Source organism: Candidatus Krumholzibacteriota bacterium, assembly GCA_016932415.1.
Classification (GTDB): Bacteria; Krumholzibacteriota; Krumholzibacteriia; order Krumholzibacteriales; family Krumholzibacteriaceae; genus Krumholzibacterium.
In genome coordinates, this window is the sequence record JAFGCX010000013.1 from 12,243 (window position 1) to 27,605 (window position 15,363).

At 51.9% G+C, this 15,363-nt stretch carries 14 protein-coding genes; all 14 read left to right on the forward strand.

Annotated elements, in window-relative coordinates; translation table 11 throughout:
- Positions 1-16 precede the first annotated feature (16 nt).
- The 14 genes from JW814_05325 to JW814_05390 all read left to right on the forward strand — a co-directional run bounded on the left by JW814_05325 (position 17) and on the right by JW814_05390 (position 15,308).
- Positions 17-427, forward strand: a complete 411-nt coding sequence (locus JW814_05325; GenBank protein MBN2070860.1) for a biopolymer transporter ExbD — start codon at positions 17-19, stop codon at positions 425-427.
- Between the two features lie 12 nt (positions 428-439).
- Entirely contained in the window at positions 440-844 is a 405-nt protein-coding gene (locus JW814_05330) for a biopolymer transporter ExbD (GenBank protein MBN2070861.1), read from the forward strand.
- 24 nt (positions 845-868) lie between these two features.
- The gene (locus tag JW814_05335) at positions 869-1,501 is read left to right on the forward strand and encodes an energy transducer TonB (GenBank protein MBN2070862.1); all 633 of its coding nucleotides are present in this window, start codon (positions 869-871) and stop codon (positions 1,499-1,501) included.
- Positions 1,502-1,672: 171 nt separating this feature from the next.
- On the forward strand, positions 1,673-3,034 hold the full coding sequence (locus tag JW814_05340; GenBank protein MBN2070863.1) for a TolC family protein: 1,362 nt from the start codon (positions 1,673-1,675) through the stop codon (positions 3,032-3,034).
- A 42-nt stretch (positions 3,035-3,076) separates the two neighbouring features.
- Entirely contained in the window at positions 3,077-3,760 is a 684-nt protein-coding gene (locus JW814_05345; GenBank protein MBN2070864.1) for an ABC transporter ATP-binding protein, read from the forward strand.
- A 35-nt stretch (positions 3,761-3,795) separates the two neighbouring features.
- Positions 3,796-5,013 (forward strand): efflux RND transporter periplasmic adaptor subunit, encoded by a 1,218-nt coding sequence (locus JW814_05350; GenBank protein MBN2070865.1) that lies wholly within the window; start codon positions 3,796-3,798, stop codon positions 5,011-5,013.
- 47 nt (positions 5,014-5,060) lie between these two features.
- The gene (locus JW814_05355; GenBank protein MBN2070866.1) at positions 5,061-6,290 is read left to right on the forward strand and encodes an ABC transporter permease; all 1,230 of its coding nucleotides are present in this window, start codon (positions 5,061-5,063) and stop codon (positions 6,288-6,290) included.
- A 25-nt stretch (positions 6,291-6,315) separates the two neighbouring features.
- The gene (locus JW814_05360) at positions 6,316-7,593 is read left to right on the forward strand and encodes an ABC transporter permease (GenBank protein MBN2070867.1); all 1,278 of its coding nucleotides are present in this window, start codon (positions 6,316-6,318) and stop codon (positions 7,591-7,593) included.
- A gap of 151 nt (positions 7,594-7,744) precedes the next feature.
- Entirely contained in the window at positions 7,745-9,094 is a 1,350-nt protein-coding gene (locus tag JW814_05365; GenBank protein MBN2070868.1) for a GWxTD domain-containing protein, read from the forward strand.
- Positions 9,075-10,652 (forward strand): ABC transporter substrate-binding protein, encoded by a 1,578-nt coding sequence (locus JW814_05370; protein MBN2070869.1) that lies wholly within the window; start codon positions 9,075-9,077, stop codon positions 10,650-10,652. Before JW814_05365 ends, JW814_05370 begins: the two co-directional genes overlap by 20 nt.
- Before the next feature lie 9 nt (positions 10,653-10,661).
- Entirely contained in the window at positions 10,662-11,597 is a 936-nt protein-coding gene (locus tag JW814_05375) for an ABC transporter permease (GenBank protein MBN2070870.1), read from the forward strand.
- Positions 11,597-12,499, forward strand: coding sequence for an ABC transporter permease (locus JW814_05380; protein MBN2070871.1), 903 nt, complete (start codon positions 11,597-11,599; stop codon positions 12,497-12,499). The genes JW814_05375 and JW814_05380 overlap by 1 nt, the downstream gene beginning before the upstream one ends.
- Complete coding sequence (locus JW814_05385; GenBank protein ID MBN2070872.1) at positions 12,471-13,598, forward strand: C40 family peptidase; 1,128 nt, start codon at positions 12,471-12,473, stop codon at positions 13,596-13,598. The genes JW814_05380 and JW814_05385 overlap by 29 nt, the downstream gene beginning before the upstream one ends.
- Positions 13,599-14,024: 426 nt before the next feature.
- A complete protein-coding gene (locus tag JW814_05390) occupies positions 14,025-15,308 on the forward strand; it encodes a hypothetical protein (GenBank protein MBN2070873.1) in 1,284 nt (427 codons plus the stop codon).
- Positions 15,309-15,363 lie beyond the last annotated feature (55 nt).

Below are 15,363 nucleotides of genomic sequence, written 5' to 3' on the forward strand. Positions count from 1 at the left end.
GTATGGAGCTGAACAAATGATCAAGAAAAGCTCAAAAGTCTCATCTGAATTCAGTACTTCATCGATGTCGGATATCAACTTCCTGCTGCTCATCTTCTTTCTGGTGACGACGATGTTCGCTGTTGAAAAGGGGCTGCCGATGGCGTTGCCGGGGCAGGAGTCGAAATCCGTGAAGTTGAAGAAGGACAACGTCGTCGTTCTTCAGGCGTACGCGAACGGATCGATCGTCGTCAGGGGATCGGGGCCGGTAAGGCTGGAAGATCTCAAACTTTTCGTCGAGAACAAACTGATTCAGAACAGCAAAGCTGTTATCGTAATCGAGACGCATCCTGACGCCGATTATGGTCTTATGATAGATATTCTCGATGAGCTGCGCCTGGCAAATGCCGAGCGCATATCGTTGAGGACTATGAAATCAGGCGCGTAGAGGAGAATAGTTTTGAAGATAAGCAAGACTCAGGGTGTCGCAAGCAGTATTCCCACAGGATCGATGGCTGACATCATCTTTCTTCTGCTGATCTTTTTTATGGTGACTACGATTTTCAAGATGGAAGAAGGATTGCCGATTACCCTGCCGAGAGCCGAGACAGGCAGCGAACTGGAAAGAGAAAGGCTCGTTCATGTATGGGCCGACCGGTATAACAGGGTCAGCATCAATGACAAACTCGTACCTGTCGATTATATAGACGCGGTAATTAAATCAAGGTTTGAAGAGAACCCTGCTCTGATCGTAGCTTTCAATATAGATCACAGAACGAAATACAATCTTGTCTCCGATATCATAGAGCAGTTGAAAGAAGCCAACGCCGTAAACGTGACATTCGTCTCGGTCGGCGATGATTGATCCTATCGACACAAGGGGTAAAGGGTGGCTACAGTAGCTATTGCAAATCAGGAGTTTAAGGGAGGATACAACAGGTATCTGAGGAATTCTCTCTATGCTGCCATGGTGATACATTTCGTCACGATCTATTTCTCTCCTCCCTTTGAGTTCAAACCATACGTGTTGAAGGAGCAGGAGTTTATCGTCGTAGAGACTGCCGACGATTTCGAATTGCCTCCTCCGCCCCAGGAGATCGATCAGCCGGTAATCCCGATGGAAGCGGCAGAAGGGGAGGAAGTGGATGAGGATACCGAGATAGCTCCGACGAGTTTCGACAGGATCGACAATCTTCCGCCTCCACCTCCGCCTCCGACGGAAAACGCGCAGGAGTTCTACGCCTTCGATGAACCTCCTCAACTTGTCAAATACGTATCTCCGAAATATCCGAACCTCGCACAGTCGGCGGGTATCGAAGGCACGGTAACTATCAGGGTCGTCGTTGGGATCGACGGAAAGGTCGAGAGCGCGAGCGTGCTTCAATCGGACGTCACGCCGGCAATGGAACGGGCTGCCATTACGGCCGCGAAGCAGTTTGTCTTCAAACCTGCCAAACAGAGGACAGTTCCGGTTAGAGCCTCGATGGCTGTCCCGATCAGGTTCAAACTGCACGGCAGATAATGCCGGTATCAGAATCATCGAATTCAAAGCCCGGTCCTTCCGGGCTTTTTTAATGTACTAACCGTTATCATTTGATATAGAATGAATCTTGTTTGAAACCTCGGAGCCTGTTCAATCGTACAATTAAATAGTTGTCGTTGAACAAACTGGATTTCTGACCGGGAGAAAGGTATGAGTATGAGATCTGTAGCGATATTATTACTGGCAGTCTTTCTGACCTTCGCCTCTACGGGGTTGCCCGGAGGTGCTGTTTTTTCTTCGGCCGCGTCGGCGCAGGAGGTCTTTTCGCTCGACGAATGTATCGACCTGGCTTTGAAAAACAATCCGGATGTCCATCTGGCCCGGGAGAACCTGAAAAAGTATGAAAGTTCCGTGAAATACAGCTACGGAAATCTGCTGCCGAATCTCTCCGCCGCCGTTTCGTCAGGGCATGTCTATTACGGACCTTCATCGGTCCAGTTCGATTCCCAGGGTCGCCCCGTACAGACGAGCGGATTCGATTATAATAACTACGGGTTCAGAATGACTTCGGACATGGTCTTCTTCGACGGAGGAGGAAACTACAGCCGAATCAATAACGCGAGGCACACGAGGGACGGGGCGAGGGAACAGTTTCAGTACAGTAAGGATCTTTTGACAGCGGACGTGATCAGGGCGTATTACAATCTGGTCAGAAGCAAGATGCTTTATATTGTAACTGAAGAGTCGATGGAACAGGCGGGCAAGAACCTGTCAAGATCGGAAGCCCTTCTTGAGGTCGGTTCGGCAACAAGGGCCGATGTCCTGAAAGCGAAAGTGCGTTATTCAAATACTCGTCTTTCAATGATCAGCGCCCGCAACCGGATCGAACTGGCCAGGGAAGAACTCGCGGCGCTTCTGAACACGCGCTCCGATCAGCTGATAGATGTCGATACGACATTGATCATAGATATCGTCGATCCCGATCCTGAAGAGGAGATCACTTTCGCGATCGAACACAGATCGGACCTTAAAAGTCTCGATTGTTTCAAAAAAGCGGCGAAATCGGGTATCACCAGGGCGAGAAGCGGATGGTTTCCCGTCATCGGGGCGAACTTCGGATATTACTGGAACGATCGCGCGATGGCTGAAAATTTCAATTTCTTCAAGGAAGAATATCAATGGAATATTACCGGTTACATAAGCCTGAATATTTTCGACAGGTTTATGACCAGCACTAATATCGCTTCAGCCAAAGCTGATTACAGGATCGCCGAATACAATCTTGAAAAAAGCAGGTTGTCGGCGGTCAAGGAGATCAAATCTCTTCTTTTCGGTATACGCGAAGCAAGTGAGAGAATAGACGTGGCGACGGAGACTGTGGAACAGGCGACAGAGGATGTAAGGCTGGCCGAAGAGAGATACAGGGTCGGCGCTGGAACGATGCTTGAGACTATCGACGCCCAGGTCGCCTTGACGCAGGCGAAAGCCGATGTCATAGAGGCAAGGTGCGATTATCTCGTCGCGGTAGCCGATCTGGCCCGTGCCACGGGGCGAAGGACAGGCATTAAATAAGGAATCTGCCGCAGATAGCAGGAACATGGGAGAGTCAGGATGTTGATCAGTGTCAAAGAATTGACGAAGGTATACGAAGTCGGGGCGGAGAAGATAAGGGCTGTGGCCGGTGTCGACCTGCAGGTCTCAAAGAACGAATACCTGTCGGTGATGGGTCCGTCAGGTTCGGGTAAATCGACTCTGATGAATATACTCGGGTGTCTCGACACGCCGACTTCAGGATTTTATTCATTGAATGGCCAGGAAGTAAGTGGACTGAGTGATGATGAACTTGCCTATATCAGGAACAAGGAGATAGGCTTTGTCTTTCAGACTTTTAACCTCCTTCCGCGGGCTACCGCTCTTCAGAATGTGGAACTGCCCCTTATATACGGTGGAATACCCGCTGACGAAAGGAATGAGAGGGCGAAAAAAGCGCTCGAGGCAGTCGGCCTTACCGCGAGGGCTGCCCATAAACCGAGCGAGCTTTCCGGCGGGCAGAGGCAGAGGGTAGCCATCGCCAGAGCCCTGGTCAACAATCCATCGATTATTCTTGCCGACGAACCTACCGGCAATCTCGACAGCAGCACCGGCAATGAGATCATGAGTATTTTCAAAACGATACATTCCGCGGGGAATACGATAATCATGGTCACTCATGAAGAATATATTGCCGAACATTCCAAACGTGTTGTCAGATTGCTCGATGGTTTGATATCATCAGATAAAATGATCGCGAAAAATTGATTTCTGATTTTTTAGGAGCCAGTCAGGGGGGTTCAATGAAAAAGAAATTCTGGATTATTCTGGGCGCTGTCGTAATCATCTCATTTTTCATAATAGTCAATATCAAGGCTAAAAAAGGAAAATCGCTCCCTGTTCAGACGGAGAAGAGCGAGCAGAGGGATCTCTCTATGATCATATCGGCTTCGGGGAGCATCCGTCCTAAAAGGCAGGTCGACATCAGCGCCAGTACTATCGGGAAGGTGACTGAAGTAGCCGTCAAGGAAGGCGACATAGTCAGGGAGGGACAGTTCCTCATCCAGATCGATCCTATACAGCTCGAATCGACCGTAGCGCAGCTGAGGGCTTCCCTCGAGGCTCTCGTTGCGGAGGAAAAGAGCGCGCTTGTCCAGTTCAACAAATCGAAGAGTGATCTCGACAGGATCACAAGGCTTTTCAAACAGGGATTTCTGACCGACCAGGAAGTCGAAAGAGCACAGACTGATTATGACGTGGCATCCTCGGCCCTTCAGTCGGCCAGGCACAGGATCGATCAGCAGAAAGCGGTATTACAGAGCGCCACGCACAATTTGAAAGAGGTAACGATCACGGCGGGTATGGATGGAGTGGTTACAAGACTGAATGTCGAGGAAGGAGAGATCGCCATTATGGGGACCCTGAATAATCCCGGCACCATCCTGATGACGATCGCCGACCTGTCCACCATAGAGGCCGAAGTCGAGGTCGATGAGACCGAAGTCGTCGATATAAATATCGGTGATAAAGCGAAGATCACTCTCGATGCCTTTCCTGACACATCATACGCCGGAGAAGTGACGGAGATCGGCAACAGCCCAATACTGTCCTCCGGGCAGCAGGGTGTCGATTTCAAGGTCGTCATAACAGTGACAGATACTATTCCGATAGTCAGGCCGGGTCTTTCTGCCGACGCGGAGATCACGGTCGCCGAAAGGACGGGAGTCGTCTCGATCCCGATCCAGAGCCTTACCGTGCGAAGAGCGAAAGACATAAAGGGTTTTGAAAAGACCGATTCGACGAAAACGGAAGAAGCTGAGAAAGAGATAGAAGGTGTCTTCATAGTGGATGGCGGATCAGCCCTTTTCAAGCCGGTCAAGGTGGGAATATCGAGCCAGAAATATTTTGAGGTCATTTCGGGCCTCGAGGGCGATCAGGATGTAGTAAGCGGCAACTTCAAGGCTATAAGAGACCTGAAAGACGGGCAGAGAGTCAAAATCACCAAAAGCAGGAAGAATTAAAAAGATATCAGCCCCTCCGGGTTTTAAAATTTGCCGGGACGATAACTATGCTTATATTTCAGGGAATCAGGATCGCCATCAACGCCCTGCGCGAAAACAAACTGCGTACCTTTCTTACCCTGCTGGGAAATATTGTCGGTACTATGTCGGTAATAGCGGTGGTCTCTCTAATCGGCGGAGTCGATAACTATGTCAAGGAAGAGGTGGCGGGCGAGGGGAGTAATGTCTTTTCGATCGAGAGAGTGAATTTTTTTGAAGCGATAACCGACCTCGACGCTTTTCTCGAAGCTCTTTCGAGAAACAAGGTCATCAGGCTGAAAGATATCGATTATCTCAAGGAAAGGATCCCATCGGCCCAATATGTCGGCGCGGCGGCTGACGCGAATGAAACGGTATTCGCTCGCGAGAACGAGGTGGATAATGTCGAGATAAGAGGGCGATCGGTCGAATATTCAGTGATCGAGAAAGTCGATCTCTATCTCGGCAGGCATATATCGCACGTGGAGGATGAGACAAGCGCGGCGGTGGCGGTGCTTGGCTGGGATATAAACATTCATCTTTTCAAGGGCCTTAATCCGATCGGCAGGAAGATCAAGATCGGAAACAAGCATTTCAGGGTGATCGGAGTGCTTCAGGACCGTGGAACGATGTTCGGCGAATCAAGGAACAGGTTCGTTTACATACCTATCAGGACTTTCCTGAAAAAATATGGCGCGAGAAATTCGATAAGTGTCAAGGTCAAGGCGGCCGACATAGGTCTGCTTACCCAGGCAGTGGATGAAGCGACGATGGCGATGAGGATCAGGCATGGCCTAAGGCCGTTGGAAGAGAACGACTTCAGCGTTATAACATCACAGAATCTCATCTCTCTCTGGGAGAAGATATCATCTTCGATCTTCAAAGCCCTTATTTTTATTGTATCTATCGCCCTTGTCATCGGAGGAGTAGTCCTTATGAACGTCATGCTCGTTTCGGTGACGGAAAGGACCAGGGAGATCGGATTGAGGAAAGCCCTGGGGGCGAGAAAATCCAATATTGTCTGGCAGTTCATAGTTGAATCGATAACGCTTTCCCTTGTCGGTGGAATATTCGGGATACTTATCGGGTTCACGATAGCTGCGATAATATCTATAGTTTCTCCCCTTCCTTACATTATAGCTCCATGGTCGATCGTCGCCGGACTGGTCGTCACATTCCTGATCGGCCTGGTATTCGGGACTTATCCGGCGAACAAGGCTGCCAAGCTTGATCCGGTCGTCGCGCTCCACCATGAATAGCGCTCGATCAGAGAAAGAGGATTCGATGAGTGAAAAAACATCATCTTTCGCCCCCTCAAAGCAGAAACGCAAACAGGTCTGGCTTGAGAATTTTCATCAGGCGATAAGGGTGATACGTAATCACAAGATGCGGTCAAGCCTGCTTATCGTCGGAGTAGCGATCGGAGTCACTACGGTGCTCGCGATGGTGACGGTCATGTCGGGTCTGGGAGAGAGAGTGCGGGAGGATATCGTCTCGGCGAACAGGCCATATCTTTTCGTATCGAGGTTCGATCCGTTCGGAGATTCCCAGGACCGGCGCGATATGTACCGCAGAAAGCAGTTTACAGCCGATGATGCCGAAGCGATCGAGGAAAACTGCCAGAGCGTCGACAAGGTCGACCTTGAGATAGACCCCAGTGGAAGGATGTGGGTCCTGCGATTCGAGGGAGAGAGGACCAATCTGATCCAGGTGATGGGAAGCTCGGAGAACTTCGGGAGCATGTTCAGTATCCAGGTGGCTGACGGAAGGTTTTTTACCGAATTCGAGCTTGAAAAAAGCAGAAGGGTCGTAGTCCTCGGGTACGGGCCGGCAAAGGATCTTTTCCCGAACCGCGACCCGGTGGGAAAACAGATAAAGATAGGGAACCATGAATATACCGTGGTAGGTTCGATGAGATCGAGGGAACATATCCTGGGGAGCATCGGGGACAACTTCGCCGTTATACCATATACTACCTTCAGTAAGGACCTCTCCGGCAGGTTTGACGATTACCAGCTCGGTATTACTATCAAGGAAGGGTATACCCTTGAGGAGGGGGACGAGGAGGTCACCGCTCTTCTAAGAGCGAGAAGGAAAGTGCCGGTGGGGGAGAAAAGTGATTTTCACGTGACGACTTCCGAGACCTTCAAGGAGATGCTCAATAACGTGACCGGAAGCATAGGACTGATCCTTGTCGTCATATCATCGATCGGCCTTATGGTAGGGGGGATCGGCGTGATGAATATCATGCTGATCTCGGTGACGGAGAGGACCAGGGAAGTGGGGATAAGGATGGCGATGGGAGCGCGAAGAAACGATATAATGCAGCAATTTCTCATAGAAGCCGCTACTCTTACCGGCACCGGAGGTTTGATCGGGATCTTTCTCGGGTTGTTAACGGCCAGGGGTGTATCTAATCTGATCAAGTTCCCATATTCGGTACCTTTCATATGGATTGTGATCGCTTTTGTATTTTCCGCCTCGATAGGGATAATATTCGGCATCTATCCGGCAAACCGGGCTGCCAGGATGGACCCGATCAAAGCTCTTCATTACGACTAGGTCTTCGCCCGCGGACCGTGTCATCCCGGCCAAGCGTAGGACCTGTTGCCCCTTTTCCTCTCGGCAAGCGCGTGTACCTGGATTGATACTCCTCCTTATATCTTGCCACTGAAGAAGTTGAAGTCTATACTTTATCGGAGGGAGGTCGGTCATGATGTATTACGGTAAGGATAACGAACGGTCCACGGCACCGCGGCACGCGGGGTTGATACTGCTCGCTTTATCTGTCTTTTTTCACCCGGGAGACCTGGCTGGGCAGATGAGGATGAATTCTCCCGATGCTCCCTTTGAACTGTCGATCAGCCAGAGGAATGACAGGGAAAAAGGGATCCTGATAAGAGTAAACGCAGCGGTCGACTATCGTTCACTGATATTTTTCAGAAAAACAGGTTTTTACCAGGCCGATTTAAGGGTCTATCTTAACATCGAGGACAGGGAAAACGGGGAGGTCCGGGGAGAGGTCTGGGAGGAATCGGTCGCCGCTTCTTCATATATGGATACCAGGTCGATCAGCCTCAAAGCGTCGGTCAAAAGGGATTTCCCGATAGAACCGGGAAGGTACAGGGTCGGAGTGATCATAGAGATGCTTGGCAGTTCGAGGAAGATCAGCAGGGAAGTCGATATCAGGATAACCGGGGCCGATGATGATGCGGTCCGGATCGAGAATCCGGTCTTCAGTATGCCCGGAAGGAGAGGTTCCGATGATTCTCCTCCGGCTGGAGAACTGCGTGTGTCGCGCTGCGACACCCTGAGCGACAACTTTATCCATCTCCAGGATCAGTCATTCCTGGAATTCGATTCATGGATCAGGGTATATCTCGAGCTCCTTGCCCCGACAAGCCTTGATCGCGGGGCAGATTGCGACATTTCGATCAAGATCTCGGACAGGGGTGGAAGGGTGAAGTTCTATAACACTTTTCCAGTAGATATCGAAGCGCGGTCCCTGGTCGGTCTCTGCACTGATATAAATGCAGATGAACTGGAGATCGGAAGTTACGATCTCTCGATCTCGGCGGTAATACGAGAGACGGGAATAAAGACTGAAAGAAACGACAGCTTTGACATACTGCTGAACAGAAGACTCCTCGGGAAGGATTTCCCCAGATTGCTGGAGCTGCTTTCTCTTGTGGCCGATGACGAGGATCTCGAATCCCTTCGGGGTGCCCCGGCCTCGGAGCGTCTCGAACAATGGAACCAGTTCTGGAGGAGGCGTGACACAAGTCCGGGGACGGTAGTGAATGAGCAGCTGAGCGAATTTCTCGTCAGGTTGAAATTCGCTCTGAATACATTTTCGAAGAGCAGGCCAGGATGGGATACTGATATGGGAAGGGTATATATACGCCACGGAAGACCCGACAGGATGCTCGATCGTTCAGGCACTTCCTTCAATTACGGGAGCGAATACCAGTTGTGGTATTATGACCGGATGAGTATCGTCTATATTTTCAGAAACACGATGCATGGAGGAGAATATCGTCTCGTTGAAACAAGGTATTACTAGGATATCTCGAAAAGCGGCATGGCCCGCCTCGGCGATCGTATTGTCATTTTTGATTCTCGCGGCCTGCGCGGACCGGACCCGGCTGCCTGTCATAAGGCTGGCTCTGCAGACTGAGCCGACGACTCTTGATCCCGTCCTCGCCGTCGATTATTCCTCGGGGACCCTGACCTCCATGATACACTCCAATCTCGTCCGGTTCGACGACCGGGGAAAGATCATTCCGGCGCTCTCAAAAAGCTGGACTATTTCGGAAGACGGTCTCGTCTACACCTTTATCCTCGGTCGGAGCGGGTTTTCCAACGGAAGGCGCGTCACATCGAGCGATGTACTATTCTCCTTCAAAAGACTCCTCGATCCCGCGACGGCATCGCCGAGATGGTGGGTCCTGAACCCGCTGGCCGGCGCCGGGGATTATCACCGTGGAGGAGTATTCGACGGGAGTTCCATCCTCGCTCCAGACGATTCAACGGTCGTGCTGATCCTGGATCACCCCGTCGCTCATTTCCTCAGCCTCCTTTCGATGCCGCCGGCCGGTATCGTCTGTGAGGAACAGGTCCGAGGCGCCGGGGTCGATTACGGCAGGGATCCCTGCGGTTCGGGGCCATGGAAGCTTTCCGCGTGGCGTGAAGGAGACGAGCTTGTTCTCGATCGAAATCTTCATTCATCTGAATATAACAGGGATGTCGAGGGAGTATCGTTTCGAATCATCCCCGAATCGATGACAAGGATCGCCGAATTCGAGACGGGCAGCCTCGATATCCTCGAAGTCCCCCGGGCTGAACTCGATATCTGGAGATCGGCCGGTATGAGGCTTCTCGAGAAAGAGGAACTGAGAGTCGTATATATCGGGTTGAACAATTGCATGTATCCCTTCAACGATGTAAGGGTGCGCCAGGCTCTCAACCACGCGATCGATGTGGAGACGATCATTGCCAGGGTCCTTTTCGGCGCGGCGAAGAGATCGTGCGGACCGGTGCCTCCAGGCTTAAAGGGAAATCCGCGAGATGAAGAGAGATACGCTTATGATCCTGACAAAGCAAGAGATCTGCTTTCCAGCGCCGGCCTTGAGGATGGATTCACGATGGAGATATGGCAGAGGGAGAACCCTGAAAGCGGGAGGATACTCGAATCTGTCCAGGGATACCTCTCAAGGGTGGGGATAGATGTGAAAATAGTGACCCGTGAATGGGGAGCTTTCAAGGAAGCAGTGGACAAGGGGACTCCTGACGCTTTCTATCTCGACTGGTTCGCCGATTACCCCGACAGGGAGAATTTTCTGACTCCTCTTTTCCATTCGGCGAACCGTGGCGGGGGAGGTAACAGGTCGGGATACGCGTCAATGGCGGTCGATTCACTCCTCTCCCTTGCCGTTCTGTGCGGGGATTACAGAGCGAGAAACGATATCTATCGGAGGGCGGAAAAAATGATATACGATGATGCCCCATGGATATTTCTCTGGTTCCCGGTAAGATACGAGGTCGTCTCATACAGGCTGGATCGCTACGAGATCCCGCTGATATTCACAAGCAGGCTTTTTCTCGAGACAAGGTTCAGGTAGGAGCTGGTCTTGACGTCATTTATTGTCAAAAGATTGATAATGCTTGTCCCGATACTCTTCGGAGTCGTTACCGTGACATTTTTCCTGATGTACGTGATCCCGGGCGATCCCGTACTTTCGCTGGCCGGCGAGAGGTACGATCAGCAGACGCTCGACAATATCAGGAAAGACCTCGGTCTTGACCGGCCTGTAGTAGTCCAGTATTTCAGCTACCTTGGCAGGCTCGCCAGGTTTGATCTGGGCAGATCGTTTTCCACCGGGAGGCCGGTGCGCGAGAGCATAGGGGAGCGTTTCCCCAGGACTGCCGTACTTGCCGTCAGCGCGATGCTCCTGGCCGTGACCGGAGGCGTGCTTGCCGGGGGGCTTGCCGCGTGGGGAAGATTTCCCTGGCTGGGCAGGCCGCTGATGGCGCTTTCTCTGGCTGGAGTCTCGATCCCCGTCTTCTGGCTCGGGCTTATTCTGATCTATTTCTTTTCCATCAAGCTCTCCCTTTTACCTCCCTCGGGGTATGGCGGGGGATCGCTCAGGTATCTGATCCTTCCCGCTCTTACCCTTTCATTCGCCTCGATGGCGACTATCGCGAGAGTGACAAGATCGGGATTTCTCGACGCGGGAAATGAGGATTTTGTGCGGACGGCGAGGGCGAAAGGGCTGGGTGAATCGACCGTCGTCGGAAAACATATCTTCCGCAACGCCCTTATACCTGTTGTGACGATCGTGGGGACTGATTTCGGCAGCTATCTCAGCGGCGCCGTCCTTACCGAATCTATTTTTGGCTGGCCGGGGCTTGGCAGATATGTCGTCCAGGCTGTGCTGAAAAGGGATTTTCCGGTGATCCAGGGATCGATCCTTTTTATGGCGGTGATATTTATCCTTGTAAACCTTATGGTAGACATAAGTTATGGATTTATTGATCCGAGGATCAGGCAGGGGGGAAAAGACTGATGAAGATCCGGAACAGATTCTTCAGAGAGTTCCTGCGCAACAGGATGGCGGTTGCCGGGCTCGTCTTCCTCTTCGTGATAATAACGATGGCTCTTTTCGCCGACCTGATCTTTCCTTCCGGGTCGGATATGATAGACCTTGACAATTCGCTTCGCTCTCCTTCGCCGGGCCACCCATTCGGCACCGATTCATTCGGTCGCGATCTGCTGGCAAGGGTCGTTTTCGGAGCGCGGATATCGCTTGGAGTGGGATTTCTCGCGAGGACGATCTCTCTGCTGCTGGGGCTTCTTCTGGGAACGCTGGCGGGGTACTTCGGTGGCAGGACAGATTCGGTGATCATGAGGATGGCTGACATCACATTCGCCTTTCCAGCCCTTCTTCTTCTGATAGCGATCATGGCGGTAGTCTCCCCGGGGATGATCTCCCTTTTCACAGCGCTTGGAGCGATAGGCTGGGCATCGGTCGCCAGGCTTGTAAGGGCCCAGGTGATGAGCGTCAAGGACCGGGAATACGTCCAGGCGGCGAAAGCGGCCGGGGCGGGAGATCTGAAGCTGGTCTGGTCATATATCCTCCCCCAGTGCATTTCCCCGGTGATAGTGATATATACCCTGGGACTCGGTATTACGGTGATGGCGGAGGCGAGCCTCAGTTTCCTCGGCCTGGGAGTCCAGCCTCCGGCTCCGAGCTGGGGAAGGATGATCTCCACGGGAATCGTTTTCATGCGCAGCGCTCCCTGGCTTACACTTTTTCCGGGCCTTGTATTGACAGCCACTATCTGTTCACTTAACCTTGTCGGCGATGGTATAAGGGACGCGCTCGATCCGAGGTCTTCGGCGGTCGTCTTTAAGCCGGCCGCGGCCGCGGTTATATTCAATGATGGTTTTCAGCCTGGCCTCGATTAGCCTGGACGAGCCGGGGAAGAATCGATCGATGATGAACGAGTCGATAAAATACCTGCTTCGCCTTATCTCCCTCAAGGAGAAGGAACTCGGTCTCGACTGGCGCTCCAGCTGGTCGAGAGTCGCTCTTTCACCGGCCGGCGGGGTGACTGCCAGGTTGAGCACGATCGAACTGGCCCGGGCTGTCACCGCCTCCATCGAGGATCTCCCGGCGGTGGAAGAGGCCGGATTCCCGCTGATCACCAGGTCGGCTGATGGAATGGTTATCGAGATATCGGTCCCTGGTAGTGAGGATGAGAATATCCTCTGGGCGACATCGAGCGTAGTCGATCTGAGGAGAGGCCCGGAGCACTCGGCGGAACTGATCACGCAGGCGATCATGGGCGAGACGATGATTCCTCTCGAAAGCAGGGGGGACTGGTATTTTGTGAAGCTCGAGGACGGCTATCACGGATGGGTAAGGTCCTGGTCGGTGGCGAGCGCGCGGAGAGCAGATATCGAAAAACATGTCGGGAGCGCCGGAGCGAGAGTCGAGATCAATGTCGGATATCTTCTTTCGACTGTCGATCCGAACAGCATACCGGTGACCGATCTCGTCTCCGGGACGCTCGTTGAGATACTCGGTACTGATGGAAGGTTCTCGCTGATCGGTGTTCCCGGAGGTAAAACCGGATATTTTCCCACTGATTTCCTTGGACCTGTAGTCAAGGGGCCTCCTCGAAGGGACGCGATCATAGGGCGCGCGGAAAAATTCCTTGGCATCCCGTATATATGGGGGGGGACTTCGGCGAAGGGATTCGACTGTTCCGGACTGGTAAAGAGGGTCTACCTGATGGAGGGAATGCGGCTGCCCAGGGACGCCGACCAGCAGTCGGCTGTGGGGATGATTATCCCAAAAGCCGATATCGATTCCGCCCTCCCCGCCGACCTTCTCTTTTTCGCCGACGGCGACAAGATCACCCATGTCGCCATGGCGATGGGAGATGGTAGATTCATCCATTCATTCGGAGACGTAAGGATAAACAGCTACAGAGAGAGCGATATTTTATATGAAGAAAAACTGGCGAAAAAACTTGTTTTCGGTCGATCTGTCATCTCCTGAAGCGTCTTGTTTTAATGGTGATTTTTTCTCCCGTCCGGAAGATCTCGAAATAGCATGTTAAAAAAAAGTTAAGATTTTCATAAAAAAGTTATTGACATGATATTAGCTCTGTTCTAACCTTGCGCCCGAAAAATGAATACGAATATCCGGGTTTTCTGAAAGGAGGATTTCCCGGTTATTACAGGCTGGAACTCGAAAGAGTACTGCTTAGATCGAAATTCGACGGGACTGTGGGAAAGCCGCAGATTCCAGGTTTTTGACCTTATCGACGGAAAGGGGGGGCGAATAGAAACATCCGGGTAGCGCGAGAAAAGCGCATGTGAAAGACAGAAAACAGAATGGGAACATATCCACGTATCTGCGTGGTAATATAGAAAAAGTTCCTGATACTTCTTCCCGACAGGGAAGATCTTGCAGGAGGTAGAAATGAAGAAGTTATTTACGGTTTTGACAATGGTCGCCCTGATGGCCATTTCGGGCTCGGCGCTTGCCACAGATGCCAGGATAATGGCTCTTGGTGGGGACGTAGCTCCCTATATCTGTGATGATGCCAATATCCGCACCTGGTACGCGACTCTTCCGTCGTATTCCAACCTGATGCTGATCACGATGTACAACGACTGGGAATACGATGAATGGGATTATATCACCGCTGCCTACGGCCTGACCTACGCCCTCGGCGAAGATGGTGCGTGGGGAACCCTGGCGATCGGCCTCGTCGAACACACGCCTGGCGTCAATCAGGACGAGTGGATGGCTGTCGATATCTGGGGCGACGACTGGGATGATTCCGACATCTTCGACTGGCCGCTGTACAACAGATATATGATGATGTACGGCTACCAGATGGAAGGTATGTCGTTCGGCCTTTATTTCAGCCGCGCGAGCGAAGCCGACAAGTACGAGTCAGATTACGGCACAGCATACGAATCGGAATGGAAAGAGTCGTACACGACGATCGGTCTCGGTTTCCGCATGGAGATCGGTGAGGATATGGTCGCCGACGTCGCCTTCGACTATACCAAGGCGAGCTATCTCTATACCTATACCGACATAGAAGATGATCGTACGGCCGATCCAGGCAAAATGATGGCTTTCAGGGGCCGCCTCTTCTATGACTGGAGAGAAGATCTGACATTCGTGCCATACATCGACTTCTCGACCAAAGATCTCGCCTACAGCCCCGTTGAGGATTTCTATAACAACGAAGGTTACGGGTTCAAGACGATGGCATTCAAATTCGGTATCGGCGCCAATATGAACGTCAACGAGGACAACATGATCCTCTTCGCCGTCGAGCCTTTCGCTTACTGGAAAGGCGAGCCCTCGGGATATACCGAAGACTATGAGGATACATGGGAAGTCACCTACAAGACGATGCCGAAGTTCATCCTCGCCCTCGAGAGCGATCTTACCGACTGGCTGACCTTCAGGACCGGCTGCTCGAAGTCCCTGTCGAAGTGGGGATACAGCTGGAGCGACGCTGATGATTCAGAGGAGTACTGGCAGACATACGAGGATGACGGGTACAACTGGAACCAGTTCGCCTGGAACCTCGGTCTCGGATTCCACTTCGGTGATTTCGACATCGACTGCGTGCTGAACAAGGACGTTCCTTTCAGCATGGGTTACTGGCTGACCGGTTTCCAGAACAACTATGACAACGAAATGACACCGATCGGCATGATCAGCGCTGTCTATCACTTCTAAAGTCGATAGGGCAAGGACTGATTCTTGCGGGAGGCCCCTGGGCCTCCCGTTTTTT

Coding starts and splice junctions, on each gene's coding strand:
- JW814_05325 (MBN2070860.1), top strand. CDS start 17: ATGATCAAGAAAAGCTCAAAAGTCTCATCTGAATTCAGTACTTCATCG.
- JW814_05340 (MBN2070863.1), top strand. CDS start 1,673: ATGAGTATGAGATCTGTAGCGATATTATTACTGGCAGTCTTTCTGACC.
- JW814_05350 (MBN2070865.1), top strand. CDS start 3,796: ATGAAAAAGAAATTCTGGATTATTCTGGGCGCTGTCGTAATCATCTCA.
- JW814_05355 (MBN2070866.1), top strand. CDS start 5,061: ATGCTTATATTTCAGGGAATCAGGATCGCCATCAACGCCCTGCGCGAA.
- JW814_05360 (MBN2070867.1), top strand. CDS start 6,316: ATGAGTGAAAAAACATCATCTTTCGCCCCCTCAAAGCAGAAACGCAAA.
- JW814_05365 (MBN2070868.1), top strand. CDS start 7,745: ATGATGTATTACGGTAAGGATAACGAACGGTCCACGGCACCGCGGCAC.
- JW814_05380 (MBN2070871.1), top strand. CDS start 11,597: ATGAAGATCCGGAACAGATTCTTCAGAGAGTTCCTGCGCAACAGGATG.
- JW814_05385 (MBN2070872.1), top strand. CDS start 12,471: ATGATGGTTTTCAGCCTGGCCTCGATTAGCCTGGACGAGCCGGGGAAG.
- JW814_05390 (MBN2070873.1), top strand. CDS start 14,025: ATGAAGAAGTTATTTACGGTTTTGACAATGGTCGCCCTGATGGCCATT.